Raw genomic sequence first — 25,566 nt, forward strand, 5'->3', positions numbered from 1 at the left:
CGTAATCCGGCATAGTTTTGAAATGCCACTAAAGTAGGCACAGGCTAAATACCGATTCCAATGATAGTTGCGGTGGAATAGTTCCTGGATACCGGGGTTTTGGCGGAAATCAGGAACTATTTCACCGCAATTGAGGAGGGGCGGGGTGGATGGCGGGGTAGCTAAAAGAGCCCCGTCCCAAATGAGCTGCTTAGGCTGGGTCGATGTCCATGCTGGCGATGAGGTCGGTACCGGTGTCTAGGAAGTTGGGGAGGACTACATCGCCCATGCGGATGGGGGCTTTGACCACTAGGCCGCGGATGAGGTCCATCGCCTGGGCGTGGAGTTCAAGCGGGATGGCTTCGGCCGTGCGCACGGGCAGCAGCACTTCGTCGCCGCCGGATACCGCCACCGTGGTGGTGAGCATGCGCATGGGGCAGGTGAGCTCCTGATGTGCAAACTTATCACCGCGCGGGCAGCTGTTGCCGGTTGCGGAGCGCACCTCTACCACGGCGCCGTCTGCGCTGCGCTCGACCTCCACGGTCAGGAGGCACTCGGATGGGCAGGTGGTGCAGTTGAACTGCAGCGTCTCAGTCGCATTCGTGTTCATGACGTTATACCTCCTCGACGGGATCGACGGACAGGACTATCTCGTTGGCGCCCAGGTCAAGCGCTTGCTGAATTACCTTTGCCGGTAGTGGGAAGCTCTCCATTACGCTCGGTTTAAACGGGCGGACCTTGCCTGCAAACAGCTCCTCGTCGCCTGCCAGAATGCGCACGCGGGCGGCGTCGACGGGTCGGCGCACGCGGAAGTTAAGTTTAGTGAGCCCGACGGTCGTAATGCGCCCCGGCAGCGCGTAGCCCGCAATTCCGGCGGGGGAGACCGTGAGCTCGCAGCCCGCGTCCGCAGCGCCCGCATCGGCCCCAGCACCACAGCCCAGCGCGTACGCCGCCGCGGCTGCGCCGGCGCGTTCGGACTCGGTCGTCACGTTGTCGGCCAGGTCGTGCACGTGCAACACGTTGCCGCAGGCAAATATGCCCGGCACGCCCGTCTGCAGACTCTGGTCCACCACGGCGCCGCGCGTACGTGGGTCCAGCTCCACGCCCGCGGCAACCGAAAGCTCGTTCTCGGGTATTAATCCCACCGAAAGCAGCAGTGTGTCGCACGGAACAACGCGTTCGGTCCCCGGAATGGGCGCCAGGTGCTCGTCGACCTGGCTCACTTCGACGGCCTCCACGCGGTCGCGCCCGATCACGCGCGTGACCGTGGTAGACAGATGCAGCGGAATGCCAAAGTCGTCCAGGCAGTTCTTCACATTGCGGCGCAGGCCGTTGGCGTACGGCATGAGCTCGTACACGCCCTCGACCGAAATCCCTTCGAGCGTGCAGCGACGCGCCATGATGAGCCCGATGTCGCCCGAGCCCAAAATGACGGCACGCGAGCCGGGTTTGAGGTTTTCGATATTGATGTATCGCTGCGCCAAGCCGGCCGTAAACACGCCGGCGGGTCGGCTGCCGGGAATCTTGATCTCGCTGCGGGTGCGCTCGCGGCAACCCATGGCAAGGACGACCGCGCGTCCGGTGAGCTGCAACATGCCGGTGGGGCTCATGAGCGTGACGGTGTGGACCGCGGCATCTTCCGTGGACGCGCCCGAATCAATTCCAAGCACCATGCTGTCCAAGAACAGCGCAATGTTGGTCGCGCGAACCTGGTCGATAAAGCGCTGAGCATACTCGGGGCCGGTGAGCTCCTGCTTAAAGTGCGAGAGGCCAAAACCGGGGTGGATGCACTGGCGCAGGATGCCGCCCAAGTGCTGCTCGCGCTCCACGATGGCCACGCACGCGCCGGCCTTATGCGCGGAAAGCGCGGCCGCCATGCCGGCAGGTCCGCCGCCGATAACGACCACGTCGAAGGCCTGCGTCGGCACGGCGTCCGCGGCGCCGTCGGTCGCGCTCGCTGCATTCACTTCAAAGCTTGCCATCCTAGCGCACCCCCTTCAGCGGTCCCTCAACCAGCCAAGATCCGGCGTCCTCCAACAGTACCTCGCTGGGCTCGCAGCCCAGCTCGCGCGTTAGGATCGCCACCACGCGGCTCTGGCAAAAACCGCTCTGGCACCGACCCATGCCGGCACGGCAGCGGCGCTTGACGCCCTCGACCGAAACCGCGCCCGGGCGGCGTCGGATCGCGGCCACGATCTCGGCCTCGGGCACCGTCTCGCAGCGGCAGACGATCTGCCCCCACGCGGGGTCGGACTCAATGAGCTCTTCCTTGCGCGCAAGCGGCACACGGTCAAAGTCGTCCGGCGCGCGGCGAATCGGGTTCCAATCGGCCCGTTCGCGCAAAGCAACGCCCGCCTCGCGCATCACGCGCTCCATGCGCTCGGCAATTGCCGGTGCGCTCGCCACGCCCGGCGACTGAATACCCGTGGCTTGGAATAGTCCCGATACCACGGCCGACTGTCCAATAAAGAAGTCGTTCGTTCCCTTAATGACCGGACGACCGCCGGCAAACGCGCGCACCACGCGACGCGTGTCCAGGTCGGGCACCAGCTTGCGCGCGCCGCTCAGCAGCGCGTCGATATCGGTCGCGTAGGTCTGCGTGTCGCCGGGCTCGCGCTCGGCGGCCGTCGCTGTAATCACGGTGTTGCCATGCACGGTGCCTGTGACGATAACGCCTTTGGAAACCGGCGTGGGCACCGGGTAGAGCGGCATGAGCGCGCGCGGCTCCTTGTCTAGCACCACGATGTTACCCTGGCGCCAAACCATCCGGAACTCCTCGGCGCCTGCCATATGCGAGATTTCCGCGGCACCGTTGCCTGCGGCGTTAATCAGGTAACGGCAGCGCACGTCTCCGACGGGCGTCACCAGCGTAAAGTGCGCGGCTCCGTCATCCGAGCTGGCAACTTCAATGGCTTTCACCGGCGCTGACCGCATAAACGTCACGCCGTTGGTAGCGGCGTTTTCCAGCGCGGCGATGGCCACTTCAAACGGGTCGACGTAACCGGTCGAGGGACACCATAGCGCGCACGTCGCCTCGGCACTCGCGCGCGGCTCCAGCTCGTGGATGCGTTCGGGACCGATAATCGACAGCTCGGGCACGCCGTTGGCAAGGCCATTCTGGCGCAGCTTCTCCAGGTGCGCGCGGTCTTCATCGTTGAAGCCCAGCACCATCGACCCGGTGCGGCGGAACAAAAAGCCTAGCTCCTGGGCCCACGTGCCATATAGCTCGCAACCACGGGCGTTGACCTGCGCCTTTACCGTGCCCGGAGCCGGATCGTAGCCGGCGTGCACCAGGCCGCCGTTGGCCTTCGACGCGCCCAGGGCGATGTCGTTGGCCGCCTCGACCACGCAAATGGACAGGTCATAGCGCGCGAGCTGCCGCGCGATGGCGCACCCGGTAATGCCCGCGCCCACAATCGCGATATCAAACGTTTCCGTCACAGTGCCTCCCAGACGAGTTGACAGGCTGTCAATATGACTATCCTACGGTCTGCACACCCCCAGTGCGGCGGCAATGCGGCGAACAGCCCCGTCGCGTCCGCAAACGGCAGGCGAGGGGAGACTCAGGATCATCGGTGACCTCGTCTGCCGCCCCTGGCGTCAGAGGTTTGTCTCGCTCTGTAACAGTAAGCAGAAGAACTGGGTTCCAGATGTTACAGATCGAGACGTTTGCCAGACGGCCCCTCCGTTTGTCTTGATCTGTAACGGTAAGAGGGGAAAATCGGTCCTATGTGTTACAGATTGAGATTTAAAGTCAGGGAGAGATTCTTCTGTCTCGACCTGTAGCATCTAGGGACCGTTTTGGGGTCTAGATGTTACAGATTTAGATGAACCTATCAGACGGTTTCGAATGTCTAAATCCGTAACAGTTAGACCTGTTTTTGCCGAGTTGTTGTCACAAATTGAGATTTAAGTCGGGGAGAGAATGGTTTGTCTAAATCTGTAACATCTGGGGTTGTTTTTGCCGAGTAACTGTTACAGATTGAGACATTCGGTTCGGACGTTTTCCTTTGTCTCAATCTGTAACAGTTAGCTGATGATTTGGGTTGTAGATGTTACAGATCGAGACAAACCTTCCGACGGATTTTGAATGTCTCGATCTGTAACAGTAAGAGGGGTTTTGGGGCCCAAGATGTTACAGATCGAGATTGAAGTCGGGGAGGGATCCCTGTGTCTCGATCTGTAACAGCAAGATGGGAAATTTGTTCCCAGTTGTTACAGATTGAGACGTTTGCTCGGCGGCCCTCCCGTTCGTCTCGATCTGTAACATCTAGACCCGGATTTCGCCTCTACCTGTTACAGATTGAGATGTTTGTGTCTGTGGCGGCCGCCGGGCCCCACCAGGGTCCCGCTTGAACGACCCCCGTGTTAAACTAATCTGGACTGTAAATATTCCGAAAGGTACACCCCAATGTCCAAGTATATCTCCGAGCTCATGTCGCCGCAGCTTATGGGCGTCATCTATGCCTTTGTTGGCTTTATCATCGCCCTGTACGTGCTGTCGGTCGTCTATGTGTTCATCGACGCTCGCCGCCGCGGCGCCAGCGCCTACGTGGCATGGGGCATCATCGCCCTTATCCCGTTTGTGGGCCTCATCGCCTACCTGGTCCTGCGCCCGCACTCCTACGCGGCCGACCGCGAGGAGCAGGAGCTGGACATGGCCCTGCGCGAGCGCCAGCTTGCCCAGTACGGCACCTGCCCGCAGTGCGGCGCCCCCATCGAGAAGGACTTTGTCGTGTGCCCGGTGTGCGATACCCAGGTTCGCAACGTGTGCCCCAGCTGCCATCGCCCGCTCGACGCGCACTGGAAGGTCTGCCCCTACTGCCGAACTCGCATCCAGTAACGCATCCATCGCCGGGCCGGTCGTAAGCCACGGGCGCCGCACGCGCCGCAAGCACGCGCACCCCGCCCCCACACGATGAAGCATGCGTAGAAAATCGCCCGCCGTGCCATTAAGGTGCGGCGGGCGCTTGTATACCAAGGCAACCTGCCTATAATGATGCAAGTCAAAAATGCCGAGCGCATCGCACGCACTTGCACCAGGCATCCGAGAGGAGATAACATACCCATGAAGGCACTCTACAATGACGGTTCGGTGGCCGAGCTCCCGCAGGACGAGGTCACGCACGTCATCCGCCACTCCGCCGCGCACATTATGGCGCAGGCCATCAAGCGCCTGTACCCCGAGGCCGACTTTGCCTACGGCCCCGCGACCGACAACGGCTTCTACTACGACGTCGACCTGCCCGAGGGCGTCAAGATCAGCGAGGACGACTTCCCCGCGATTGAGGCCGAGATGAAGAAGATCGTCAAGGAGAACCTCAAGTTCTCCGTGTACGAGAAGCCCCGCGCCGAGGCCATCGCCCTTATGGAGGAGCGCGGCGAGAAGTACAAGGTCGAGCACATCGGCGACCTGGACGACGACGCTCGCATCACCTTCTATCAGCAGGGCGACTACATTGACATGTGCGTCGGCCCCCACATCTGCTACACCAAGGCGCTGAAGGCCTTTAAGCTCACCGGCGTCTCGGGCGCTTACTGGAAGGGCGACAAGGACAACAAGATGCTCACCCGCATCAACGGTGTCGCCTTTGCCACCAAGGAAGAGCTCGATGAGCACATGCACATGCTGGAGGAGGCCAAGAAGCGCGACCACCGCAAGATCGGCCGCGAGATGGACCTCTTTATGATGCGCGACGAGGCCCCCGGCTTCCCGTTCTTCCTGCCCAACGGCATGATCCTTAAGAACACGCTGCTGGACTACTGGCGCGAGATCCACCACAAGGCCGGCTACGTGGAGATCTCCACGCCGCTCATCATGAACAAGCAGCTGTGGAAGACCTCGGGCCACTGGGACCACTACAAGGACAACATGTACTCCACCGTCATCGACGACGAAGAGTACTGCATTAAGCCCATGAACTGCCCGGGCGGCGTGCTGGTGTACGCCTCCAAGCCGCACTCCTACCGCGAGCTGCCCATTCGCGCCGGCGAGATTGGCCTGGTGCACCGCCACGAGCTGCGCGGCGCCCTGCACGGCTTGTTCCGCGTGCGCTGCTTTAACCAGGACGACGCCCATCTGTTTGTGCGTCCCGACCAGCTGACCGACGAGATCGTGGGCGTGGTTAACCTCATCGACTCCGTGTACCAAAAGTTTGGCTTTAAGTACCACGTTGAGCTTTCCACCCGCCCCGAGGACTCCATGGGTTCGGACGAGGACTGGGCTCGCGCCGAGGAGGGCCTGCGCACCGCTCTGGAGAAGCTGGGCATGGACTACGAGGTCAACGAGGGCGACGGCGCCTTCTATGGCCCCAAGATCGACTTCCACCTGGAGGACTCGCTCGGTCGTACCTGGCAGTGCGGTACCGTCCAGCTCGACTTCCAGATGCCGCTCAACTTTGACCTGGAGTACGTGGACGCCGACGGCACCAAGAAGCGCCCCATCATGCTGCACCGCGTGTGCTTTGGCTCCATTGAGCGCTTTATCGGTATTCTGATTGAGCACTTTGCGGGCAAGTTCCCCACCTGGCTGGCTCCCGTGCAGGTCAAGGCGCTTCCGGTTTCCGAGAAGAGTCGCGACTACGCCCACGAGGTGTGCGCCAAGCTGGAGCAGGCCGGTATTCGCGTGGTCTGCGACGACCGCGACGAGAAGATCGGCTACAAGATCCGCGAGGCCCGCAGCATCGACCGCGTGCCCTATATGCTCATCCTGGGCGAGAAGGAGGTCGAGGCCGGCAACATTTCCGTCCGCGATCGCTCCAACGAGACCGTTCAGATGAGCGTTGACGAGTTTGTTGCGAAGGTGACCGAGGAGATTAAGACCCGCGCCTAAGGCAAGCTTCACAACAATTAACAAAGGCGACCGTCCACACAGGGCGGTCGCCTTTTTTCTTACCAAAAAAAGAAAAGCCGCTGGTTGAGCGGCTTTTTTTGTTGCACAAAAAGGTACAGGTTTTTGTAGAGGGGTATGGAGACGTGCCTACTTGCAGTACATTTTGCGTAATCTGGGCAAACGCTGATTAATTGCCCGTATAATGTCGTTTGAGAAAGATACAAAAACCTGTACTTTTGCGACTGCGCCTGCTGCGAGCGAGAAGCCTGTTCTAAACGCCCCTGCATTTGCGTACATCGCAAAGCCAAAAAGAGGGGGCGAGAACATGGAGCAGATGGCACGGCGCCAAGAGCAGCTGCCGGGCGCATTCAACGGTGCCACCACCAACCGCCTGCATGGCCGCGTCCGCTGGTATCTGGTCCACACCCCCAACGGTAAAGAGCGTGAGACCTGCGAAAAGGTCCGCTGCATTATCCCGCACGAGTTGATGCAGGACGCATTTGTAATGCAAAAGGAGTTCTGGTTTAAGCGGGATGGCGCTTGGTCGCTCCAAACCAAACCCATGTACAAGGAATATTTCTTCGTCGCCACGCACGATGCCGCTGCGCTCGATAGGGCTTTGGCCCAGTTGAGTTTTGGCTGTCGCATCGCCGGCAGTAGGGAGCGGGCGTACATGCCCATGCCGGACGATGCGCAGGATTGGTACCGCAGCGTGCTCGATGGCGACGGCGTGGTGCGTAACAGCATTGCGCGTATAGAAGACGGAGTGCTGCATATAGAGCAGGGGCCCTTGGTGGGGCAAGAGGCCCGAGTTAAAAAGATCGACCGTCATAAGCGCTGGTGCTTGGTGGACGTAGGCGAAGGCGACTCCGCATTTAGGGAGCTGCTTGCGCTCGACGTGCCCAGCAAAACGTAAGGGAGACGTTGCGCCGGCAAATTATTTGGTTTTTGGATTCATAGATGGGGGGGGGGGTTCCTGGGGACAGGAACGTGAGTTTGACTGTGGCTGCTAAAGAAGTAACTGAGAGCTGTGCACCAATGGGGGATGCACTGGTTTTCGATCAGATAAAGCCGAGCGGCACGCTTGGGTATCGCTTCATTAAGAGGCTGTTTGACCTTGTGTTCAGTCTTTTGATGAGTGTTCTGCTGCTTATTCCTATTGCTGTGGTGTGTGCACTCATTAGCCTTGAATCGCCTGGTAACCCTATGTATACACAAGAGCGCGTTGGCAAGGGTGGAAAGACAATCAAGATCTTCAAGCTTCGCAGCATGGTTACAGATGCTGGCGATGTTCATAAGTACTTGAGCCCCGAGCAGCTGCATCAGTGGGAAGTCGAGCGTAAGGTCGACGATGATCCCCGTATTACCAAGGTCGGTCAATTCATCCGTAAGTGCTCAATTGACGAGATGCCGCAGTTCCTGAACGTGCTGAACGGTGACCTTTCCGTCATCGGACCGCGTCCCATTACAAGAGACGAACTTGAGCAGCACTTTTCGGACGAGGAAAAGGCTGAGTTGCTTTCTGTCCAGCCCGGCATCACGGGTTTATGGCAGGCAACCGACCGCAATGCTGCGACGTTCGAGAGCGGTCTGCGTCAAAAAATTGAACTTCATTACGTGCGCAACCGCTGCTTTCGCATGGATTGGAAGTGCTTTACTGGCACCTTTGGCGCCATGTTCGGCAAGAAGAGGACGGGGCGATAGATGACCACTTCAGTCGCCACGACCGCTTATAGCGTATTAATGAGTATTTACAAAAAAGAAAACCCTACGTTTCTACGTCAGGCCCTCGACAGTATGCTCGCCCAGACCGTGCCTCCGACCGAGATTGTGATGGTTAAGGACGGTCCCTTGACCACTGAACTCGAGTCGGTACTTTTCGAATATAACTCGCAGTGGCCCGATCTGTTCAAATTTGTCTCCTATAGCGAGAACCATGGACTAGGATATGCTCTCCATAAGGGCGTGCTCTCCTGTTCTAATGAAATTGTTGCGCGTATGGACACCGATGACGTGGCGCGTCATGACCGTATGGAGAAGCAGCTTGCCGCTATTGAAAGTGGGCTCGATATGGTTGGTAGCGATGTCGTCGAGTTTATTGACTCTCCTGAGACGCCAATCGCTTCAACGAATTTGCCCAAGGGACTAGACAATATTCTCGCTTGCTCCAAGCGTCGAAATCCTTTCCGCCACCCACCTATGACGTTTAAAAAATCTAAGGTGCTGGAGGCTGGGAATTACAGCTCTGAATATCTTTATTTCGAAGATTGGGATTTATTTAACAGGATGCTAGCCAGTGGCTGCCGTGCAGATAACTTACCTGAACCACTTGTGGCGATGCGCGTGAGCTCCGATTTCTATGCTCGCAGAGGCGGCCCTTCGTATCTACCGCATATTTGGAAGTTCAAGTTTGCCCAATTGCGTACTGGCTGGTTTAGCCCTGTTGATTTTATTGCCTCATTTGTTCCGCATGCCGTTGTTTGCGCCATGCCTAACGGACTTCGCTCATTTGTTTATAAGAAATTACTCAGAAAGTAGGTTTGTGCATGTCTCGAAAAGTCGGAGTTATAACACTCCATAACTCGCCGAACTATGGTTCCTGCCTGCAGACCTATGCAACTCAGGTTGTTTTGGCTCGTGTGGGAGCGGATGCCGAAATAATTGATTACTACCGTAAGGATGCAATTCCCGAAAACGAAGTGGATCGTGCGCTTAACGGTCAGCTCGTAAAGAAGATGCCTATATTTAAGGTCCCTGGCGTCAAGCAGATTGCAAAAATACCTGTTTCTCGTATGGTTGCAAGGAGACGCGCCCCCCTTGATGAGTTTAGACATTCCAAGCTTGCGCTGACTGAGCGTTCGTACTATTCCGCAGATGAGTTGGACGCGAATCCTCCGGTAGCAGATATTTACTGCACTGGTAGCGATCAGGTTTGGAATAGCATTTGGAATAACGGTTTTGACCGTGCTTTCTATCTCTCCTTTGCTCCCGAGGGGAAAAAGAAGATTGCCTATGCTGCGAGTATCGGCAAGGCCACGCTCGAGGATTGGGAAGCTGAGCCGATGAGAAAGGCTCTCTCCTCTTACTCTTGTATCTCTGTACGCGAGCAAGAGGCGGCTGACCTTCTTGATTCTATCGGTGTCCATGGGGCTATGCCCGTTATCGATCCCACGCTCATGTTGAATCGTGATGATTGGGAAGCAATTGCAGATGGTTGGATTTCTCCGGAACCCTATGTTCTGGTCTATCAGCTCAACCGTAATGCCGAGTTCGATTCTTATGTACAAAGGGTCGCCAAGAAGACTGGTCTCAAGGTTATGCGAATTGCATACGGTGTGCATGAGAAGCGTTCTGGCGAGAATGCTGTTATCTGTCCTTCCGTGGGAAGGTTCCTTTCTCTGTTCCTTGGGGCCGAAATTGTCATTACGGACTCGTTCCATGGAACTGCCTATTCCGTAAATCTTGGAAAGAAGTTTGTCGCCATCAGCCCTGGTCGTTTTAACGGAAGAATTTCAAACCTATTAAATATGACTAATCTTGACAATCATTTGTTGGATGACTTTGGAAATCTGACTATTTCTGAACTTGATTACGACTCCAATTCGGTTCAGGCACAGCTTAATCTCAAACGAAATGAAGCCTTTTCTTTTATTGAAAAAGCCTTGGATATTTAGGAAATATGATGGGAAATATTTCGGTTTCTGCTTTAAAGGATCATTTGCCTGATCCTGTCATGGGGGTTGCGAGGGCCATTTTTAATGGCTATCCAAGTTTGCTCGCCGCTTCAATGCGGCAGGCGGCACGGTTCGGGAAGTCTTATTCTCGAAACAAGATCAAATATGCAGAGCAAGCAGAAGCTCATATAATTTATTGTACCCATCAGCTTGAAAAAGGGTTGAGCCACGAGGACTTTCGTGCTGGATTTGGAGTGAAGGTCCTCGCCGAACTCTCTCGCTACATGCATGTCTTTGAAGATATGGGTGGAAGTACGGATAGCCTGGCCTATCAATCCGCCTTGGGTGCGCTAATCGAATATCGTGACAGACATGAGAATAGTTCTGAATATACGCATATGTTTATGCAAGCAATTGGCGACCAATTGTTTTCTAAACTGGATTCAAAGCCTTTATATCCCGGTGGAAGCTGCAAAATCGCTCATGATTTTGCTGTGGCAGGCATTATTCCAGGTTCTGTTGACGAGCTATTAAGTAACCGTCATTCTGTTAGAGAGTATTCTGATACACCCGTTTCGTTGACAAAGGTCATTAATGCTATCGAGACGGCCACCAAAGCTCCGTCTGCATGCAATCGACAACCAACAAGAGTTCGGATTATCAATAACCAGGAACTCATCCATGAGACATTAGGAATTACAAGTGGATTCAGAGGCTACGCGATGCCTCCAATGCTCGTCGTGTTGACGGTTGATAATCGGGTTTACTTTGGACCGCAAGAACGTAACGAGGGCTTTGTTGATGGCGGCATTTTTGCAATGGCGTTATTGCTGGCACTTGAAGAGCAGGGTTTGGCTTCTTGTCCGCTCAATACAATGCTAAGACGAGGTCCTGAAAAAGCGATTCGCGGTCTATTGAAACTACCCTATTGGGAGGAATTGGTCATGCTGATTTCCATAGGGAATTATTCAAAGAATGCCCAATCATGCGTTTCTGCTCGTTTTCATGCCGACGCAATTGTTGCGGTGGTTGACTAGCTTGATTACCTCATCTCCAATTCATGTTCTCCAAGTGGTTCCCTCATTAAGTCGTTCTGCCGGTGTTTCTCAATTTGTTCATAACATGTCTTTGGGCATTGATGAGCATCGAGTTGTATTTGATTATCTACACCATGCAACATTGAATGGTAAACCCTTGCGTGACTGCACTTATGATCAGGAGCTTATTGCGCACGGTTCTCGTGTCTATACGGTGTCTTTCGCTTCTGCGGGGCTTGGCCAGTTCATTAAAGAAGTCGAAGAGTTTTTCGTTAAGCATGGACGCGAGTACGATATCGTGCATTGTCATATGCCCAACTCGGCTTTTTGCGTTCTCAGGGAGGCTAAGCGTGCCGGCATCGAACATCGTGTCCTACATAGTCATCTGAATAGTTCATCTGACAACGTTCTTCATCGTGTTCGAAATGCTCCGTTGATTGCGTGGGGCAAGAGGTATGCAACTGATGGGGTGGCGTGCTCTGATGAAGCTGGTAGATACCTGTTTGGAAATAAGCCGTTTGCTGTAATGAAAAATGGAATCGTACTCAGCAATTATGCATATGACGATAGCTCCAATGCTTCCCTGCGTGCTGAACTCTGCATTGGCAATAGTGACCCCGTTATTGGAAGTGTCGGTCGTTTTGTCAAGCAAAAGAACTTTGAATTTGGCGTCAAGGTGTTCGCAGAGCTGAAGCGCAGTATTCCTAATGTTAAGTGGGTGATTTTGGGCGCTGGAGATGGCATGGACAGAGTTAGGGCCATTGCTAAGGAGCTTGGTGTAAACGAATCCGTCGTCATGCCCGGCGTGCGCGTTGACGTCGCTCGTTTTTACTCGCTGTTCGACGTCTTCTTTATGCCTTCGCTATATGAGGGGCTTCCTGTCTCTGCTGTTGAAGCTCAAGCCTCTGGGCTTCGTTGTGTTTTTTCGACTGGCGTTCCTGAGGAAAGTGACATAACGGGCGTGAGTAGATTTGTCGGTTTAAATGAGCCATATGCTGTATGGGCCTCTGCACTTGCTGATGCTATGTCGGTTGGTCGTGATAGCGGAGCTGTTGAGAAATTAACCTCCGCTGGCTATTCGGCAGCGGCTAATGCAAAGAAATTGATGGAGTTCTACGAGGGGCTTGTTGCTCAGCGTTAGATGCGTTTTTCGATGCAACGGGTGTGGTTTTGGTTGAAGGACGTAGACATGAATAAAGACTATTTTGGAATTGCTGAACGGGTAATCAGAGAGAAAACTAACAGTCGTTTTTCTAAGGGTAGGCAAAATCATCTGACACGAAGCGATTTTTCTATTATTTCCAATAATTGTTGGGCCGGAACGGTCTATCGGTATTTCGGCTTACCGTATCAATCGCCTACAGCAGGGCTGTATTTTTTTGGAACTGAATACGTAAAGTTCGCGGGAGATTTAAGGCACTATCTGAATACGCCCATAGAATTCATCGATTCTTGTGATTCGGCTCATTACGAGACTTTGAAATCTCGCAATGAGCTGAGTAAGCCTGTTGGAATTATCGATGACGTTGAGATTGTATTTCTACATTATCCAACGCCTGAGGAGGCTAGAGCTAAATGGGAGCGACGGGTTGAAAGGGTGAACTGGGACAATCTGTTTATTAAATTCAGCCAGATGAATGATTGTCGCGAAGAAGATCTTAGGGCGTTTGATTCTTTGGAGCACACGAACAAGATTTGCTTTACGGCGATGCGACGCCCCGATATTGCATGCTCGGTTTATCATCCCGCCTCTGTTCGGGGGGGGGGGAAATAACAAATGATACGGATCGCTTTACACAAGGATTCAATTTAGTCGATTGGTTGAACTCGGAACCTGCAAAGTATTGCTGATGAAGGTAATTCTCTTATTGAGATGCATTGAGGGAAATGGATGTATAGAGTAGTTATTAAAAACAATGTAGATATGTCGCAGCCCGCACCTAAGGAGTAGGGTGACTATCTAAATGTTGGTATATTTGCAGCTTATTGTCTTTGCGGTAGTTTTTGGTTTTGTATTACGGCCTGAACGTTCCGCTTCCTTTAAAAAGACCTATCTTTTAGTCACTTTTTCAGCAATTTTCTTTGTTGCTTCAGTGCGATCAAGTTCAGTTGGTATTGATACTGAAATGCACTGTAGAGCGTTTTTAAGTGCCTCTCGTTTGCCGTTCTCTTCTCTTGTTGAGATGACAGACAGATTTGAGTACGGTTTCCTATTATTTTGCAAGGTTCTTTCACTCATCAGCGGTGATTTTCAGATTCTTCTCGTAGCATCAAGTGCGGTTATATGTCTCTGCACTGCATTATTTATTTTTAAGCTCGCTGATGAGCCTATTTTGCCCACTGTGCTATTTTTGTGCCTGCTGTTTCCGAGTTATCTGAACATCATGCGCGAGGCAATTGCTATTGCAATCGGTATGCTTGCAATAATTGTACTTAGGGATCGTAAGGTTCCTGTATTTATTCTACTCGTGTTCCTTGCCGCCTCATTCCATAGGTCCGCTCTCGTGCTGTTTGCTCTCATCCCTCTCAGCAAGGTTGAAATTAACTTAATGAGCATGACAGTTCTTATAATTGGAGCTATATTCAGCTTTCTATTTGTCAATCCACTCCTTAACGCGGTCGCGGCAGTCCTGGGCAAAAATAGTTTTTATGATGCGGACTTTATGGGGTCAAACTATTTTGGCGCTCTAATTTCACTTCTATTTAATGCCCTGCTCGTCGGCATATTTTTTAATTATCTAAAAGTTGCTGACCGCGCTGAGGGCGTGGCTCAAGGTAAGTCCGTCAGCCTTGCCTTGCGCTGGGGTGAACTGCTCTGGCTTGTCTTTTCCGCCGTCGGTATGAAAGTACAAATTGTTGCTCGATTCGGATACTATTTCGCGCCTCTTGTTCTTGTTGCTTTGCCTCTCGTTTTAAAGGCAGCTAATGACGGAGAAACGCGTTTCGTTCGGTTCTCATTGATTGCGATTTCTGTTATGTATTTCGTTGTTGTTCAATTATTTAGGCCTGAATGGTATGGAATCGTTCCTTATACGGCTGACTTGTCGCGGTTTATGTCTCTGTTTTACTGAGCCCTAAGTATTTAATTGTGCCGTGTGAACTCATTTTTCGTGATCCCGTCGATTCACTCTTGTAATTAATCGTTTACCACAGTAAATAAGTTCTTAGTTAGGATGTAATATGAATAATAAGCTGAAAATGGCTATTAAGTCCGTCCCCTTTGTTTCCGGTATCGCAAAAGGTGTAAATCGCACTGTGGGGATTACGGTGCGTACTGCTATGCATTATCCTGCGATGCGCAAGCTGAACAATGAGCTCGTTGATTCAATGGCTAGACTAGATAAGACTAGCGGCATGCGTATCTGGTATTTTGGGGTGCCCACTCACCCGAATTTGGGAGATCAAGCTCAAAAATTTGTTATTGAAAAATGGCTCCAAAATAATTATTCGGAAGCTGAAATTATTAAAATTCCAAGTAAGGCATTTAACGCCGGTACCAGCAGGATTGTCCGCATGATTCAGAATCTAATTCGCCCTAATGATCTGATTGTCATGCAGAGTGGTCATACGATGGACGGACTCCACGACGATGAGACGCCGCATAGGCTTGCTTCAACTTGTTTTCCCGATAACAGAATTGTTTTTTTCCCGACTTCAATTCGTTTTAACAGCAAACGTGGTAAAGAATTGGACCGTAAGGCAATAGGGTCACACGTTAATACTTTGTTTTTGGCTAGGGATGCCGTCTCTGCACAGATTGCTCGAGATTTGTATCCTCGACTTGATGTCCGTCTTTATCCTGACGTTGTGACCTCATTGATTGGGAAATATTCCTTTGATAACCAGCGCGAAGGTGTATTGCTTTGCGCTCGAAACGATGGCGAGAAGCTGTACTCTTATACGGCCATCGATAAGCTTGCTTCTGCTCTTTCCGGTCTTTGTGATGTTTCTCGGACTGACACCACCGTTAAATGGGATGGTATCGATCTGGACTCTCATGATGCTTGGACCGGAATCGAGGGCGTCATCGAATCTTATTCGCAAAAGTGCGTTATTGTTACCGATCGTTATCATGGCACGATATTTGCCCGTATTGCCGGAACGCCCGTTGTGGTTCTTAAGACCAATGATCACAAGGTTGTCTCAGGTGCCAAATGGTTTACAGATGCAGGGGATGAGGGGATTGTTGTTGCTGACAATCTTGAGGAGGTCCCAGGGCTTGTGTCCGCTTTCATGAAGCGCTTCCCGGATGGCGTTTCCGCTCCTGCTTTCGCTGCCGATTATTATGATGGTCTGAAATCCGTTATTGAGGAAATGTAATAAATGAAGAAAAGCTATAAGGCACTTGTAAGCGATGCTGCAGTTTTTGCTGCCGGCAACATGCTTACGAAATTGATACAGTTCCTATTGCTTCCGATGTATACCGCACTGCTTACTACTGAGCAATACGGTATTGGTGAGCTTGTAAACAATACTGCCGAATTGCTTTATCCCCTTTGCTGCCTCGGTGTCTATGAGGGCGTGTTTCGTTTCTCAATCGACCGGGACTCCGATAATAAGGCCGTATTCTCTACGGGTATCAGTATCGCTCTTTTCCTTTTGCCAGTTGTGGCAGCTGCGGGAATTTTCGGCTATTCATTTACTGGCTTTGATTACACATGGCAATTGGTCATTCTCTGCTTTATTACTTCCTTTAAAGTGATTTGCCTTCAATTTTCCAAGGGTATCGGTAAGACTCGACTTTATGCCTCATCGGGGGTTTTGGGTGCACTAACGTTGTTCTGTGCCGGTTACCTTTTCCTCGGCGTCTTTGGCATGGGCGTAAATGGCTACCTGCTGGCGCTGATTCTGTCGCAGGGCATTCAACTTTTACTTGTCTTTTTTGGGGCCAAAGTCTGGCGCTTTGCCAGTATGGGTGCATTTTCAAAACCACTGGCTCGAGACCTGCTGCGTTATAGCCTCCCAATGATTCCTAACGCCCTGGCTTGGTGGTTTGTTAATCTCTCCGGTCGTTATATCGTTATGTTCTCGCAAGGCGTCGATGTCGCAGGACTATACACAGCCGCTTCTAAGTTGCCTGCGGTGATGAATATGGTTGTTACCATTTTCCAGCAGTCGTGGCAAATTTTCTCAGCACGCGAATACGATGCAAGTGATTCTAGGAGTTCCTTCGGAACAGTTTTTAAGGTCTTTACTGCATTCCTTTTGTGTGCTGGTTCATTGGTTATTGCGCTGACCGTTCCACTTTCGCGCATTATGCTTAGCGGTGATTTTTTTGCCGCTTACGTCTTCGTTCCTTTTCTAATGCTCAGTTCTGTCATTAGTGGATATTCGACTTATTTCGGCACTCTATACAACGCGGCTAAGAGCAACGGCATGATATTTGTGACAACTATGGTTGGCGCTTTTGTTAATGTGGTGCTTGGCGCTTTGCTCTCTTTTGCGATCGGGGCATGGGGGCCCATCATTGCTGGTGTTGTTGCCTATGTTTTGATTTCACTCATGAGGGCTTATGACACAAAGAGACTAATTAACATTGATGTTGACATCCCATATCAGATCATTGGACTCGGGCTGCTGCTTGTTGAATGTGTCCTCATTTCATTTGGTTTTGCATTCGCAACTCTGGTTTCTGTCGTCTGCTCCCTCCTCTTCATGCTGTTCACGCTATATAGGTATCGCAGGATAGCTAAAACTCTCTTGAAATCATTGAAAGTAGGACATTAACGTGTGTAATGTAGAGACAATTGGTTTACCAGCTTCAGATAATTGCCTTGGTTGCTCGGCATGCGTGGCAGCGTGCGCTAGGGGAGCCTTGAATCTCGAACAGGATGAGCGCGGCTTCTATCGGCCGGCGGTTGATGATGGGCTATGCGTTGGTTGCGGCGCTTGCTCTAGGGCATGTCCCGTTGTTGGTTCGCCAACCTCACGACACAGGCCTTTAAAGACGATGGCTGCCTGGGACAAGGATCGGGGCCGTCGTTTGGCCGCAACATCTGGCGGTATGTTTATGCTTCTTGCTGATGCCTTTGTGCGTCAAGGCGGCTGGGTGTGCGGTGCGGTCATGAATGAAGATATGATTGTTGAGCACATTGTCTCTAACGATATTGATGTCATCGCCAAGATGCGCGGTTCGAAGTATGTTCAGAGTCGTATTGATGCGGCCCTGTCAGACTGTCTTGATTTGCTTAAACGCGGTGAGAGGGTTCTGTTTTCCGGAACTTCCTGCCAGGTCGATGCGATGCGCAGATTGGCGCGCGGCCGACTTTCCGCGAATCTTATGACGGTAGATGTTCTTTGCCATGGCGCTCCGTCTCCCAGGGTTTGGGGCGACTATGTTTCTTATCGTGAGAGGGAGGCTGGAAGTAAGGCTGTTTCTGCGCGATTTAGGAAGAAAGATCCTTCGTGGACAGTATTCAGCCTTGAAATGCTGTTTGAAAACGGGGATAGACGTTCTTGGTGCACTGTGGACGACTATTATCTCCGAGCTTTCCTCGGTGATTACATTACGCAAAATGCTTGCCATTCGTGTCCCTATACGGGGACTGACCGATTGAGCGATATCACGCTCGCAGATTTCTGGGGCTACGTTTCGGAGTCGCGCGCTGATAGAAATACCGAAGACGGTATTAGCCTTGTTCTTGTTAATTCTGATGCTGGAATGGGTTTGCTTAAATCCGTTGACGGTGTCCACTTGATTGACAAAGAGCTTGGCGAGGCGGTTAAGGGCAATCCCCCTTTGAGGACGGTGTTTCCCGCAAATGGCAGGTCCGATGAGTTTTGGGCCGATTATGAGAAAGGCGGTTTCGATTCTGTTCTTGACGAGTATTTGGGACCGCGTGCTTCTAGTAAAAAGCATCAGCTTAGTCTCTGGTTCAATGATCATGCCTATTTCTTCCCGGGTCCGCTGCGCCGCGCATTGGTAAGCGCGAGGGGTGGAAAATAGCCAGGTGGCTATTTGCTTATGGGACATGTATCGTGTCGGTTTGAGGGGTATTGGCGAAGGCCGGTGCCCCTTTTTAGTCGCGATGGCTCTAAAAGTCTTTGGCTTTCCGCTATACGGATCCTGCTATTTAAAAGTCGTCAAACGGTATACCTGCATTGTTTGCGCATGAAATGATGCCGTCAAGATTCTTTCGCAAATTGATTTAGCCGTCTTCGGCCCCGCCCTCTTCTAGCCCTCCGCCTTTTCCTTCAGCTCGTCCATCTCCTCCAGTTTGGACATGTCCAGGTACCTTCTCTTGCCCCACTCGTGCTCCACTATGTACTTCAGCCTCGCAGTGACCAGCATGAGGACCGAGTTGCCGTCCGGGAAGGTTCCGACGACCCTCGTCCTCCTCCTGATCTCGCGATTGATGCGCTCGATCCCGTTGTTCGTCCTGATCCGGCGCCAGTGATCGGGCGGGAATTCCGTGTAGGCCAGCGTCTCGGCGAACCCGTCGCGCACCGTCCTCGCGGCCGTCCCGCGGAGCTTCTGCACGCTGAGCTCGATTTCCCCGACGCCCGTGATGAGCCTTCTCGCGTAGTGGCCGCTGCGGTAGTTCTCCCGGCCCGCCGTCCTCTTGTAGCGTTCGGCTCTGACAAGCCCGGACGCCTCTTCGTCGAGTAGTGCGTCGAGCGGCCCCTCGTCGACCGATATGATGTTCGCAGACACGGTCCGCGGTCTCTTTGTCGGTAATTTCCTGTTTGGTTGCTGAAAATCATATGTCAGGGCGCGCGCCGTGTTCCGCTATTCGGTTGTCAATTTGCGAAAGAAATTTTGCGTCACCGCTGTGTTCCAAACAGTTCGATCATCAGGCTACCGTTTGGCGGAAAATAATAGACTGATGCGCTCTTCTAAAGTGTCGGGGAGTAATATTGTTCCAGGCGTTCACTGCCTGGTGCATGACGTTAACATCCACTTGTTGACCATTGAATTTAGTCGACTGATTATTGGGGGTTGTCGTGTCGCTAAACAATAGAGCTCTACAAAATACCGGAAGTAATAAGTTGGTTGTCGGCTCGTCCGATTGATTGCACAGATCGGCACACTGTTATCTTTTGAAATGGTGCCCCGGCATGCTTGTGCCTTTGAGAGACGCGTTACTCATATTGTTTGTTTTGCGTTAGGGGAGACAATGGCTGATAAAGATTCCATTTCTAAAGAGTCTCGATTTTATGCTAAACATCCGGTCATTTTCGGTATCCTGTTTGCAATAATTCCGTGCCTCCTGACAGCGTATCTTGGCGACTTGCATGGTCAGTCTGAGATAGTTGATGAGTTGTCCAAGCGCTTCGATTCCGTGGAAGAAAGCATGAGCCTTAATGATGCGCTCGAAAGCGCGTATAAAGATTATGCGAGTGTCGAGGCTGAACTAAATGCTCTTAAGGATGAGGAAGCGGGTAAACAGGTTCTTGCGAACGCTCGTGCTGCCTGGGATTCTGGTAAACATGAGGAAGCTTTGACTTCGCTGCAAAAGGCTTCTAAGAAATCTGGAGACTGTGCTGTTGCTTTTGCTGACTACTCTTCCGCTTACACCGATGAGGTTTTAGCCAAGGCTGACGAGCTGGTCTCATCAAAAAAAGTATGATGAAGCGAAGAGCGTTTTGAAAGCTGCTTCGAAGATTGTGAAAGATCCGGCAAGAATCAATGATCTCCTGGATGAACTTGATGGTGTTTCCGAAGTGGCGTTGACCTCTCTTACGGTTGCTTCTTCCGATCGTTTTGAGTTGATTGAAGGTTCCCAGAAAGACACTGCCGGGAATAGTTATTCATCCGACGATACTTGGGTTGGTCGCCCTCTTAGTGCCGATTTCCTTCGATCATATCATTTTATATCGGTAAGAAGTACCGTTCGTTGAATGGCAAAATTGCTGTTGAATACGTAGAGGACACGAGCATCTTGAAGGACTATGAGGCGAGACTTGAACTAAGGGGCTCTGTCGATGGGTCCGATTCAAAAGTAATTTGGCAAAAGGACCACATTACGATGAATACCGCACCTACTGACATTCCGTCGAATGAAATTGATCTATCTGATTTCGATTGGCTTGAGTTCAGGGTTTACTCCACTAAGGGATATACCGGTAATGGTATTCCGGTTTTGCTTAGTAACGTCAAGCTGATTAAAGAGTGAGTGGCCACTTGAACTGGCATTGCGTATTTGTTTATTTGAGTGACGTACCATATCGAGAAACGGCATCTTTAACATTGCTTGTGGGCACTGGGGCTAGCATGGGTTCCGGTGCCCATTCGTTTTTCTAGCTTCATGAGTCTATATCGACCTGGGCTTTACTTCAGTTTGTCGAATAATCGGAGTTGGCCTTGCCATTATTGCTTACCGCTTAAAGAAATCAACTACAAAAATCAGTTCTGCAATAACTAGCGATAGTAATATTTGAGATGACGTTCAGTGTCTGGAACATGGCGCCAATTGGAAACTTTTGCTGCTATCTGGATCCCGGATGGGGCCTCGGGGGCGTTTGGCTAACTGCGGGAGCGAGCCATCAGCTCAATGTGGTCGGCTGAGATCGGAAATCAATCTACAAAGTGCGTTAACATCTTTAGTGCGCACATTCAGATGAACCATAGTTTTACGCATTTCGATAATTGTGTAACTGTTTAGAAGAATTCAAAACTAATTGCCTATTTGGTACTTACGGGAATGAGTGGAATGCAGGCGTGAGCGCTTATTACCTGATGAGGGGAGACGCAATGAATGACTTACAAAATAACGATATCAAAGCTAATGCCCAGGCGGGCGCTGTAAATATTTCGACAAATGACGTGTCCTTTCAACCAACTGTTAACCTAGGCATTAATGGACGCGGTGATATTGCGTCGTTCCCTGCGCGATTTATTCGTAGCGCACGTAAGGCTCTTTACCCCATAGGGGCCGCTCGTGACGAGGCGGAGATACGGAATATCGAAGCGAGCTCTATAGCGGATGTTGCTGCAATCTATAAACGGGCGTTTCCGACTTTTACTGATGGTCAGCTATATTTAATGGCCCATGGTTATAACGCAAGCGCTTCTCAGGCAGATAATTTGCTAAATGTTCTTGAGCGCGCGGGAAGAATGTCAGATTCGAATAGAGTTGATGAACTATCGGAGTCCTGCATTGATCTTGATATTCATGGAGCTCAGACAGCGTATGACGATGATCTGAGGGAGATGTGGGCGAAATTGATTTCGCAGGAAGTATCATCAGGTCGCGCGCGCTCTAAAAGAACGAAGAAAATACTCGAACAAATGGATTCGGAAGAAGCAAATCAGCTGTTTTCAATTCTTCGGTGCTGTCTATGGGCGAAAGTGGGGCCCAATTCGGTACTTACTCCAATCCCGGTTCTCCTTAAAACCTCAGAAGATGATTCTTGGACATACAATGGGGGCACAATTTCATTTGAATCTGTCGTCGCCATGGATTCGCTGGGACTACTTTCGTCTAATGACTGGATAACGTTCACGCTTGAGCCTAAAGGCGGTTTGAATCTATTTTCTTCATCGTCTCATGTACTTCTTATAAATAATAAGGATGAGAAAATCAAAATTAATCTCGGCTATGCCAAATTTTTGAAACCGGGGATAGAGCTCATTGAGATTCTTGACGTGCCGATGGACGATCGGCTCATGTCCGTAATGGATGCAGTTCTGGAGACTGACGTTATTTATAAACCTTTAGACTAACTCAAGTAGATGCGCTGGTAGCTCTCGCAGGTGCCCTGGTGGCGCTTGAGGCCGCTTTCGGCCGAGCACCAGTTGAGGTTGTTGTCGTACTCCGGCTGGTCGAGCGTCCAGTCGTGGAGCCACAGCGCCATGTCGTATTCCGAGCCGTTTGTCTCTTGCCTGCACAGGTCCACGGTGTTGTTGACGATCTGCGTGACGCTTGGGTGGGCGGCGTCGTTTACGGTCACCTCCGCCGTGGTGCGCAGGTAGTAGATCCCCTTGTCGTTTTGGGAGTCGTTTCTGTCGTTGTCCATAAAGTAGAAGTGGATGCGGTACGTGCCCGATGCCGTGAAGTCAAAGGTAAAGTCGTGGCCCGCGGTGCCCAGGCTGCAGTAGCTGTCCCATGCCGGGCGCGACGGGTCGCAGACGCTTTCCTGGCTGCCGTCGTCCCAATAGGTGGGCACGTCCATGCGCGCCTTGGCCTGGGACGATCTGTTGGTCTGGGTTACGTGGGAGGTCGTCGCGGTGCCCGCCGGGGCGTCGTTCCACGAGACGGTGAAGGTGACGCCGTTTTGGATTGCGGTAGCGGAGTGGGCGTAGCCGGTTTCTGCCGCGGCGGAGATGGCCTCGGGCGTGCCGTTGGTTTGGGCGCGGAGGGATGGGGTGGGGGCTGTGGTGGCCGTGTTGGTTGCGGCGGCGGTGGCGTCAGCGCTTTCCGCATTGACGGCGTTGGTGCCGGTTGATGTTGTGGTGCTGTCCTCTTCGGTATCTGCTGTCGTATTTGTGTTGGTGCCGTCTTCAGCCTTGCCTGTGTCGATGCTCGTGGCGTCGGCTTGCGCCTGCTGCTCGGTTGTCGCTCGAGGCTGAATGGCTTCCGCAATGGCTGCCATGGGCATCGTCGCGCTGACCATAGACGTGCACGCGATCGCGCAGAGCAGGTAGTAAAGGGGTCGTTTCATAGCGGAGCCTCTCGGTGAGCAGCCAATAGGGTCCGAAGGCAGCTCCAGGCCAGCACTCCGCACATATTTTCTTGGGGTTAATTTTACGGGAACGCCAGTCAACATCAGCGAGCTTTCTGGGGAATGTTGGGGAGGGGTTGGTTGCCCGGTGACGTTGTGGATCGCGTTGGGTTGACTATGCCTGATGCGGCCACTCTAGCATGAGGCCGTCTCGCGCTTCTTCGAGACTCGCCACCGAGACCTTCCAGGTAAAGTCCGCGAGGCTGCTGCTTAGGTCAAGCTCTCCATGGTCGTATTCTTCAAATTTGCAGCCTGGGTGATACTCGTTTGGTAAAAGGCGACATTCGACCGGTCGCGACCCGATGATTCGATACTCCCTCTGGTATGCGTACTTGGGCGTTTTGATAACGAGATTGTGCGGGATGCCCTCAAAGATCTCGCGGATTAGTTTTGGCCCGGGGATGCCGTAGGAGATGGGACCGTGGGCGTAGATGTTTTCGTCGTCGGTGGTGTGTCTGTCGGCGAGGCGCGTGAAGCTGTCGTACTGCACGATGCCGATCCACCCGTCTGCGCACCCGAACTCCTGGATCATGCGTATCGGGATTTTCACGGCGTTGTCGACGATATCGTTCTCGCGGACCGTGTACATGCAGTAGATGGGGAGGCAAGTATATCCGTAGAGACACACCCCAGGAGCCATGGACGCCTCGAGCGGATCGCCCTGCTCGCCAGGCAGGCCATGGTAGTAGCCGGCCGCGTTCATGTAGAGACGACCGGTAATCAAGTTGTCTATGTAGGCTTCCTTGGGTGCGAACTTGAGTAGGTATGCGATGCCGTCTTTGAGCATAGCGGATCCTTTCTTGGGTGGAGGTGCCCCGGGCCGCCTTGTGCGCCCCGGTTTCTCATTGCCAAGATAAGGGATATTCTCAGAACCTTCGTGCCGGATTGACGTGGACCTGCGCCGCTTGGGTGTGCTGGCTCATTAGGACGTTAACGCTTGCGCAGCAAAGAGCTTCGGGTGCTATATTCCGACCCGCTACGAAATGGTCTGCTAGTAGATTGGTTATAGTGGCACGCCTCAGCTTGACTGTGCGATGTTCACTTCCTTGTTTGCTTCACGAGCAATACGATGCTGGTCTTCATATTCGAATTCAAGAGATACGCATGTCGATGCATCGAGGTCGAAAACGTAATTGTATCCAGGGACCGAGACGATAACAGATGCGAAGTGGCATGAGTGATCACTGGACTCTTTTTTCATGTTGGAGAGCGCTTCGCGAAGCATTTCCTCGTCAGCAAGAATATTGGACCTGACAAACAACTCGTTTCTCCTAACGGTTTCGTAGTCACCAGAGTCGAGTCTGTCCAGCTTTTTGCGAAGAGCCTCAATAACCGGCTCGAACGAATCAGAACCATTTGGGCCATACAGGACTTTTTTTTCGAAATGCGCTCCACATTGCTCAATAAGTTCGACTCGACGTTTTTCCTGAGAAGAATCATTCTCGTATAGGAGTTTGGAATAGAGGGATTCTGCCTTTCTGCTGTCTTGTGATTGGGAAGCTGTTACCTCTATGCCCAGGGACTGTTCCCGATCGATCAGATCCGGTTTGTCGCTGTAAGCCAAATTGCCGTATTTGTCGCTATCGATAAATTGCAGAACATGTCTCGCATAACACTCCCAGATATCAATCTTGGTCCTGCCAAGGATGGGCATGACGTAGCTTTCGCTATCAATGGGGCTATGCATATGGCTCACTTCTGGTACTCGAATCTCGGGGTTAATGCCTGCCATATTTTGCGATATTTTTTGTCCTCGCGGCGTCCTATCCTTTTAGAAAAAACTGACTGTTTGGAGGATAGCGATGGAAACAACCACTGAAGAGTTTGAAGAAAGGCGCAGGCTCTTACTGCAAGTAGCTGAGGCTTATGCAAATCTTTTATATACGTATAAGACGCAGCTCGTTGCGGCTGACAACGCCAACGGACTCAACAACCGTTTATCCGTAATGCAGACTGTTTTGACATCGGTTTCCGCTTGTGGCTTTGTAAGTATCTGGCTATCTGGAATGAAAATTGCGGCGCTGGTTGCCGCCGGCCTATCTGTGATCAGTCTAGCAATAATAATTTATCTTAAAGGGGCAAACTTGAGCGAGAGGGCGAATTGTCATGGCGCTACCGCAGATGCAATTTGGGTGATTCTTCAGGGGTATCTATCACTTCTTGCCGACAGCCGCTCATTTGATTTGGCGGAAATCAGGTCTCGTCGTGATTCTCTTCAAAAGGAAGTTTCTTCAATTTACACAAAAAGCCCTATGACAAATCCCAAAGCTTATTCAAAGGCCCGTGAAAGCATTAAGGCGGGCGACTGTGGGTTTTCTCCGATGGAGATAGAACAAATACTCCCTGTCGGATTGAGGGATTTGGTTAGATAACTGAAGGG

23 protein-coding genes are annotated in these 25,566 nt (G+C 52.1%); 16 read left to right on the forward strand and 7 right to left on the reverse strand.

The features are described 5' to 3' along the window. Positions 1-190 precede the first annotated feature (190 nt). Genes OGM60_04510 through OGM60_04520 form a run of 3 tightly spaced genes read right to left on the reverse strand, consistent with a single transcriptional unit; the run spans position 191 to position 3,420 of the window. Positions 191-589, reverse strand: coding sequence for a DUF1667 domain-containing protein (locus OGM60_04510; GenBank protein ID UYJ00054.1), 399 nt, complete (start codon positions 587-589; stop codon positions 191-193). A 4-nt stretch (positions 590-593) separates the two neighbouring features. Further along, on the reverse strand, positions 594-1,961 hold the full coding sequence (locus tag OGM60_04515) for an NAD(P)/FAD-dependent oxidoreductase (GenBank protein ID UYJ00055.1): 1,368 nt from the start codon (positions 1,959-1,961) through the stop codon (positions 594-596). A gap of 1 nt (position 1,962) precedes the next feature. After that, on the reverse strand, positions 1,963-3,420 hold the full coding sequence (locus OGM60_04520; GenBank protein UYJ00056.1) for an NAD(P)/FAD-dependent oxidoreductase: 1,458 nt from the start codon (positions 3,418-3,420) through the stop codon (positions 1,963-1,965). Between the two features lie 970 nt (positions 3,421-4,390). On the opposite strand from OGM60_04520, the gene OGM60_04525 reads away from it, so the two are divergent. The 13 genes from OGM60_04525 (at position 4,391) to OGM60_04585 (ending at position 18,468) form a co-directional block, all read left to right on the forward strand. Then, positions 4,391-4,822 (forward strand): zinc ribbon domain-containing protein, encoded by a 432-nt coding sequence (locus tag OGM60_04525; protein UYJ00057.1) that lies wholly within the window; start codon positions 4,391-4,393, stop codon positions 4,820-4,822. Between the two features lie 225 nt (positions 4,823-5,047). Next, on the forward strand, positions 5,048-6,811 hold the full coding sequence (gene thrS, locus OGM60_04530) for a threonine--tRNA ligase (GenBank protein UYJ00058.1): 1,764 nt from the start codon (positions 5,048-5,050) through the stop codon (positions 6,809-6,811). A gap of 325 nt (positions 6,812-7,136) precedes the next feature. Further along, positions 7,137-7,727 (forward strand): hypothetical protein, encoded by a 591-nt coding sequence (locus OGM60_04535; GenBank protein ID UYJ00059.1) that lies wholly within the window; start codon positions 7,137-7,139, stop codon positions 7,725-7,727. Positions 7,728-7,801: 74 nt separating this feature from the next. Beyond that, positions 7,802-8,515 carry a sugar transferase gene (locus OGM60_04540; GenBank protein UYJ00060.1) on the forward strand — a complete coding sequence of 238 codons (714 nt, stop codon included), beginning with the start codon at positions 7,802-7,804 and terminating at the stop codon, positions 8,513-8,515. Further along, positions 8,516-9,349, forward strand: coding sequence for a glycosyltransferase (locus tag OGM60_04545; protein UYJ00061.1), 834 nt, complete (start codon positions 8,516-8,518; stop codon positions 9,347-9,349). An 8-nt stretch (positions 9,350-9,357) separates the two neighbouring features. Further along, positions 9,358-10,485, forward strand: coding sequence for a polysaccharide pyruvyl transferase family protein (locus OGM60_04550; GenBank protein UYJ00062.1), 1,128 nt, complete (start codon positions 9,358-9,360; stop codon positions 10,483-10,485). 8 nt (positions 10,486-10,493) lie between these two features. Next, complete coding sequence (locus OGM60_04555; protein UYJ00063.1) at positions 10,494-11,522, forward strand: nitroreductase family protein; 1,029 nt, start codon at positions 10,494-10,496, stop codon at positions 11,520-11,522. Continuing rightward, entirely contained in the window at positions 11,461-12,663 is a 1,203-nt protein-coding gene (locus OGM60_04560) for a glycosyltransferase (protein UYJ00064.1), read from the forward strand. Before OGM60_04555 ends, OGM60_04560 begins: the two co-directional genes overlap by 62 nt. Before the next feature lie 48 nt (positions 12,664-12,711). After that, positions 12,712-13,296 carry a DUF1919 domain-containing protein gene (locus OGM60_04565; GenBank protein UYJ00065.1) on the forward strand — a complete coding sequence of 195 codons (585 nt, stop codon included), beginning with the start codon at positions 12,712-12,714 and terminating at the stop codon, positions 13,294-13,296. 190 nt (positions 13,297-13,486) lie between these two features. Then, positions 13,487-14,593 (forward strand): EpsG family protein, encoded by a 1,107-nt coding sequence (locus tag OGM60_04570; GenBank protein UYJ00066.1) that lies wholly within the window; start codon positions 13,487-13,489, stop codon positions 14,591-14,593. 109 nt (positions 14,594-14,702) lie between these two features. Then, complete coding sequence (locus tag OGM60_04575; protein ID UYJ00067.1) at positions 14,703-15,842, forward strand: polysaccharide pyruvyl transferase family protein; 1,140 nt, start codon at positions 14,703-14,705, stop codon at positions 15,840-15,842. 3 nt (positions 15,843-15,845) lie between these two features. After that, positions 15,846-17,249, forward strand: a complete 1,404-nt coding sequence (locus OGM60_04580) for an oligosaccharide flippase family protein (protein UYJ00068.1) — start codon at positions 15,846-15,848, stop codon at positions 17,247-17,249. Between the two features lies 1 nt (position 17,250). Beyond that, entirely contained in the window at positions 17,251-18,468 is a 1,218-nt protein-coding gene (locus OGM60_04585) for a Coenzyme F420 hydrogenase/dehydrogenase, beta subunit C-terminal domain (GenBank protein UYJ00069.1), read from the forward strand. Between the two features lie 228 nt (positions 18,469-18,696). On the opposite strand, the gene OGM60_04590 is transcribed toward OGM60_04585, so the two are convergent. Further along, entirely contained in the window at positions 18,697-19,176 is a 480-nt protein-coding gene (locus OGM60_04590) for a transposase (protein UYJ00070.1), read from the reverse strand. A 463-nt stretch (positions 19,177-19,639) separates the two neighbouring features. On the opposite strand from OGM60_04590, the gene OGM60_04595 reads away from it, so the two are divergent. Then, positions 19,640-20,092: a hypothetical protein gene (locus OGM60_04595; GenBank protein ID UYJ00071.1), complete on the forward strand. Its 453-nt coding sequence runs from the start codon at positions 19,640-19,642 to the stop codon at positions 20,090-20,092. A gap of 1,091 nt (positions 20,093-21,183) precedes the next feature. Next, the gene (locus tag OGM60_04600) at positions 21,184-22,188 is read left to right on the forward strand and encodes a DUF2806 domain-containing protein (GenBank protein UYJ00072.1); all 1,005 of its coding nucleotides are present in this window, start codon (positions 21,184-21,186) and stop codon (positions 22,186-22,188) included. Here OGM60_04600 and OGM60_04605 read toward each other — a convergent pair. From OGM60_04605 to OGM60_04615, 3 genes are all read right to left on the reverse strand, one after another. After that, complete coding sequence (locus tag OGM60_04605; GenBank protein ID UYJ00073.1) at positions 22,185-23,126, reverse strand: hypothetical protein; 942 nt, start codon at positions 23,124-23,126, stop codon at positions 22,185-22,187. The two genes, OGM60_04600 and OGM60_04605, sit on opposite strands and share 4 nt — an antisense overlap. A 175-nt stretch (positions 23,127-23,301) precedes the next feature. Then, positions 23,302-23,973, reverse strand: a complete 672-nt coding sequence (locus OGM60_04610; protein UYJ00074.1) for a hypothetical protein — start codon at positions 23,971-23,973, stop codon at positions 23,302-23,304. 231 nt (positions 23,974-24,204) lie between these two features. Continuing rightward, positions 24,205-24,918 (reverse strand): hypothetical protein, encoded by a 714-nt coding sequence (locus OGM60_04615; protein UYJ00075.1) that lies wholly within the window; start codon positions 24,916-24,918, stop codon positions 24,205-24,207. A 70-nt stretch (positions 24,919-24,988) separates the two neighbouring features. Here OGM60_04615 and OGM60_04620 point away from each other — a divergent pair, with 70 nt between their 5' ends. Continuing rightward, positions 24,989-25,558, forward strand: a complete 570-nt coding sequence (locus OGM60_04620; GenBank protein UYJ00076.1) for an SLATT domain-containing protein — start codon at positions 24,989-24,991, stop codon at positions 25,556-25,558. Positions 25,559-25,566: the final 8 nt, after the last annotated feature.

The sequence above is a fragment of the Coriobacteriaceae bacterium genome (assembly GCA_025757745.1).
Lineage (GTDB): Bacteria > Actinomycetota > Coriobacteriia > Coriobacteriales > Coriobacteriaceae > Collinsella.

What these genes read in the sequence shown, in the direction of transcription:
- OGM60_04615 (UYJ00075.1), bottom strand. Translation starts at nt 24,918, where the DNA reads ATGGCAGGCATTAACCCCGAGATTCGAGTACCAGAAGTGAGCCATATG.
- OGM60_04545 (UYJ00061.1), top strand. Translation starts at nt 8,516, where the DNA reads ATGACCACTTCAGTCGCCACGACCGCTTATAGCGTATTAATGAGTATT.
- OGM60_04610 (UYJ00074.1), bottom strand. Translation starts at nt 23,973, where the DNA reads ATGCTCAAAGACGGCATCGCATACCTACTCAAGTTCGCACCCAAGGAA.
- OGM60_04575 (UYJ00067.1), top strand. Translation starts at nt 14,703, where the DNA reads ATGAATAATAAGCTGAAAATGGCTATTAAGTCCGTCCCCTTTGTTTCC.
- OGM60_04525 (UYJ00057.1), top strand. Translation starts at nt 4,391, where the DNA reads ATGTCCAAGTATATCTCCGAGCTCATGTCGCCGCAGCTTATGGGCGTC.
- OGM60_04535 (UYJ00059.1), top strand. Translation starts at nt 7,137, where the DNA reads ATGGAGCAGATGGCACGGCGCCAAGAGCAGCTGCCGGGCGCATTCAAC.
- OGM60_04515 (UYJ00055.1), bottom strand. Translation starts at nt 1,961, where the DNA reads ATGGCAAGCTTTGAAGTGAATGCAGCGAGCGCGACCGACGGCGCCGCG.
- OGM60_04580 (UYJ00068.1), top strand. Translation starts at nt 15,846, where the DNA reads ATGAAGAAAAGCTATAAGGCACTTGTAAGCGATGCTGCAGTTTTTGCT.
- OGM60_04620 (UYJ00076.1), top strand. Translation starts at nt 24,989, where the DNA reads ATGGAAACAACCACTGAAGAGTTTGAAGAAAGGCGCAGGCTCTTACTG.
- OGM60_04560 (UYJ00064.1), top strand. Translation starts at nt 11,461, where the DNA reads ATGCCCAATCATGCGTTTCTGCTCGTTTTCATGCCGACGCAATTGTTG.
- OGM60_04510 (UYJ00054.1), bottom strand. Translation starts at nt 589, where the DNA reads ATGAACACGAATGCGACTGAGACGCTGCAGTTCAACTGCACCACCTGC.
- thrS (UYJ00058.1), top strand. Translation starts at nt 5,048, where the DNA reads ATGAAGGCACTCTACAATGACGGTTCGGTGGCCGAGCTCCCGCAGGAC.
- OGM60_04550 (UYJ00062.1), top strand. Translation starts at nt 9,358, where the DNA reads ATGTCTCGAAAAGTCGGAGTTATAACACTCCATAACTCGCCGAACTAT.
- OGM60_04570 (UYJ00066.1), top strand. Translation starts at nt 13,487, where the DNA reads ATGTTGGTATATTTGCAGCTTATTGTCTTTGCGGTAGTTTTTGGTTTT.
- OGM60_04595 (UYJ00071.1), top strand. Translation starts at nt 19,640, where the DNA reads ATGGCTGATAAAGATTCCATTTCTAAAGAGTCTCGATTTTATGCTAAA.
- OGM60_04565 (UYJ00065.1), top strand. Translation starts at nt 12,712, where the DNA reads ATGAATAAAGACTATTTTGGAATTGCTGAACGGGTAATCAGAGAGAAA.
- OGM60_04555 (UYJ00063.1), top strand. Translation starts at nt 10,494, where the DNA reads ATGGGAAATATTTCGGTTTCTGCTTTAAAGGATCATTTGCCTGATCCT.
- OGM60_04605 (UYJ00073.1), bottom strand. Translation starts at nt 23,126, where the DNA reads ATGAAACGACCCCTTTACTACCTGCTCTGCGCGATCGCGTGCACGTCT.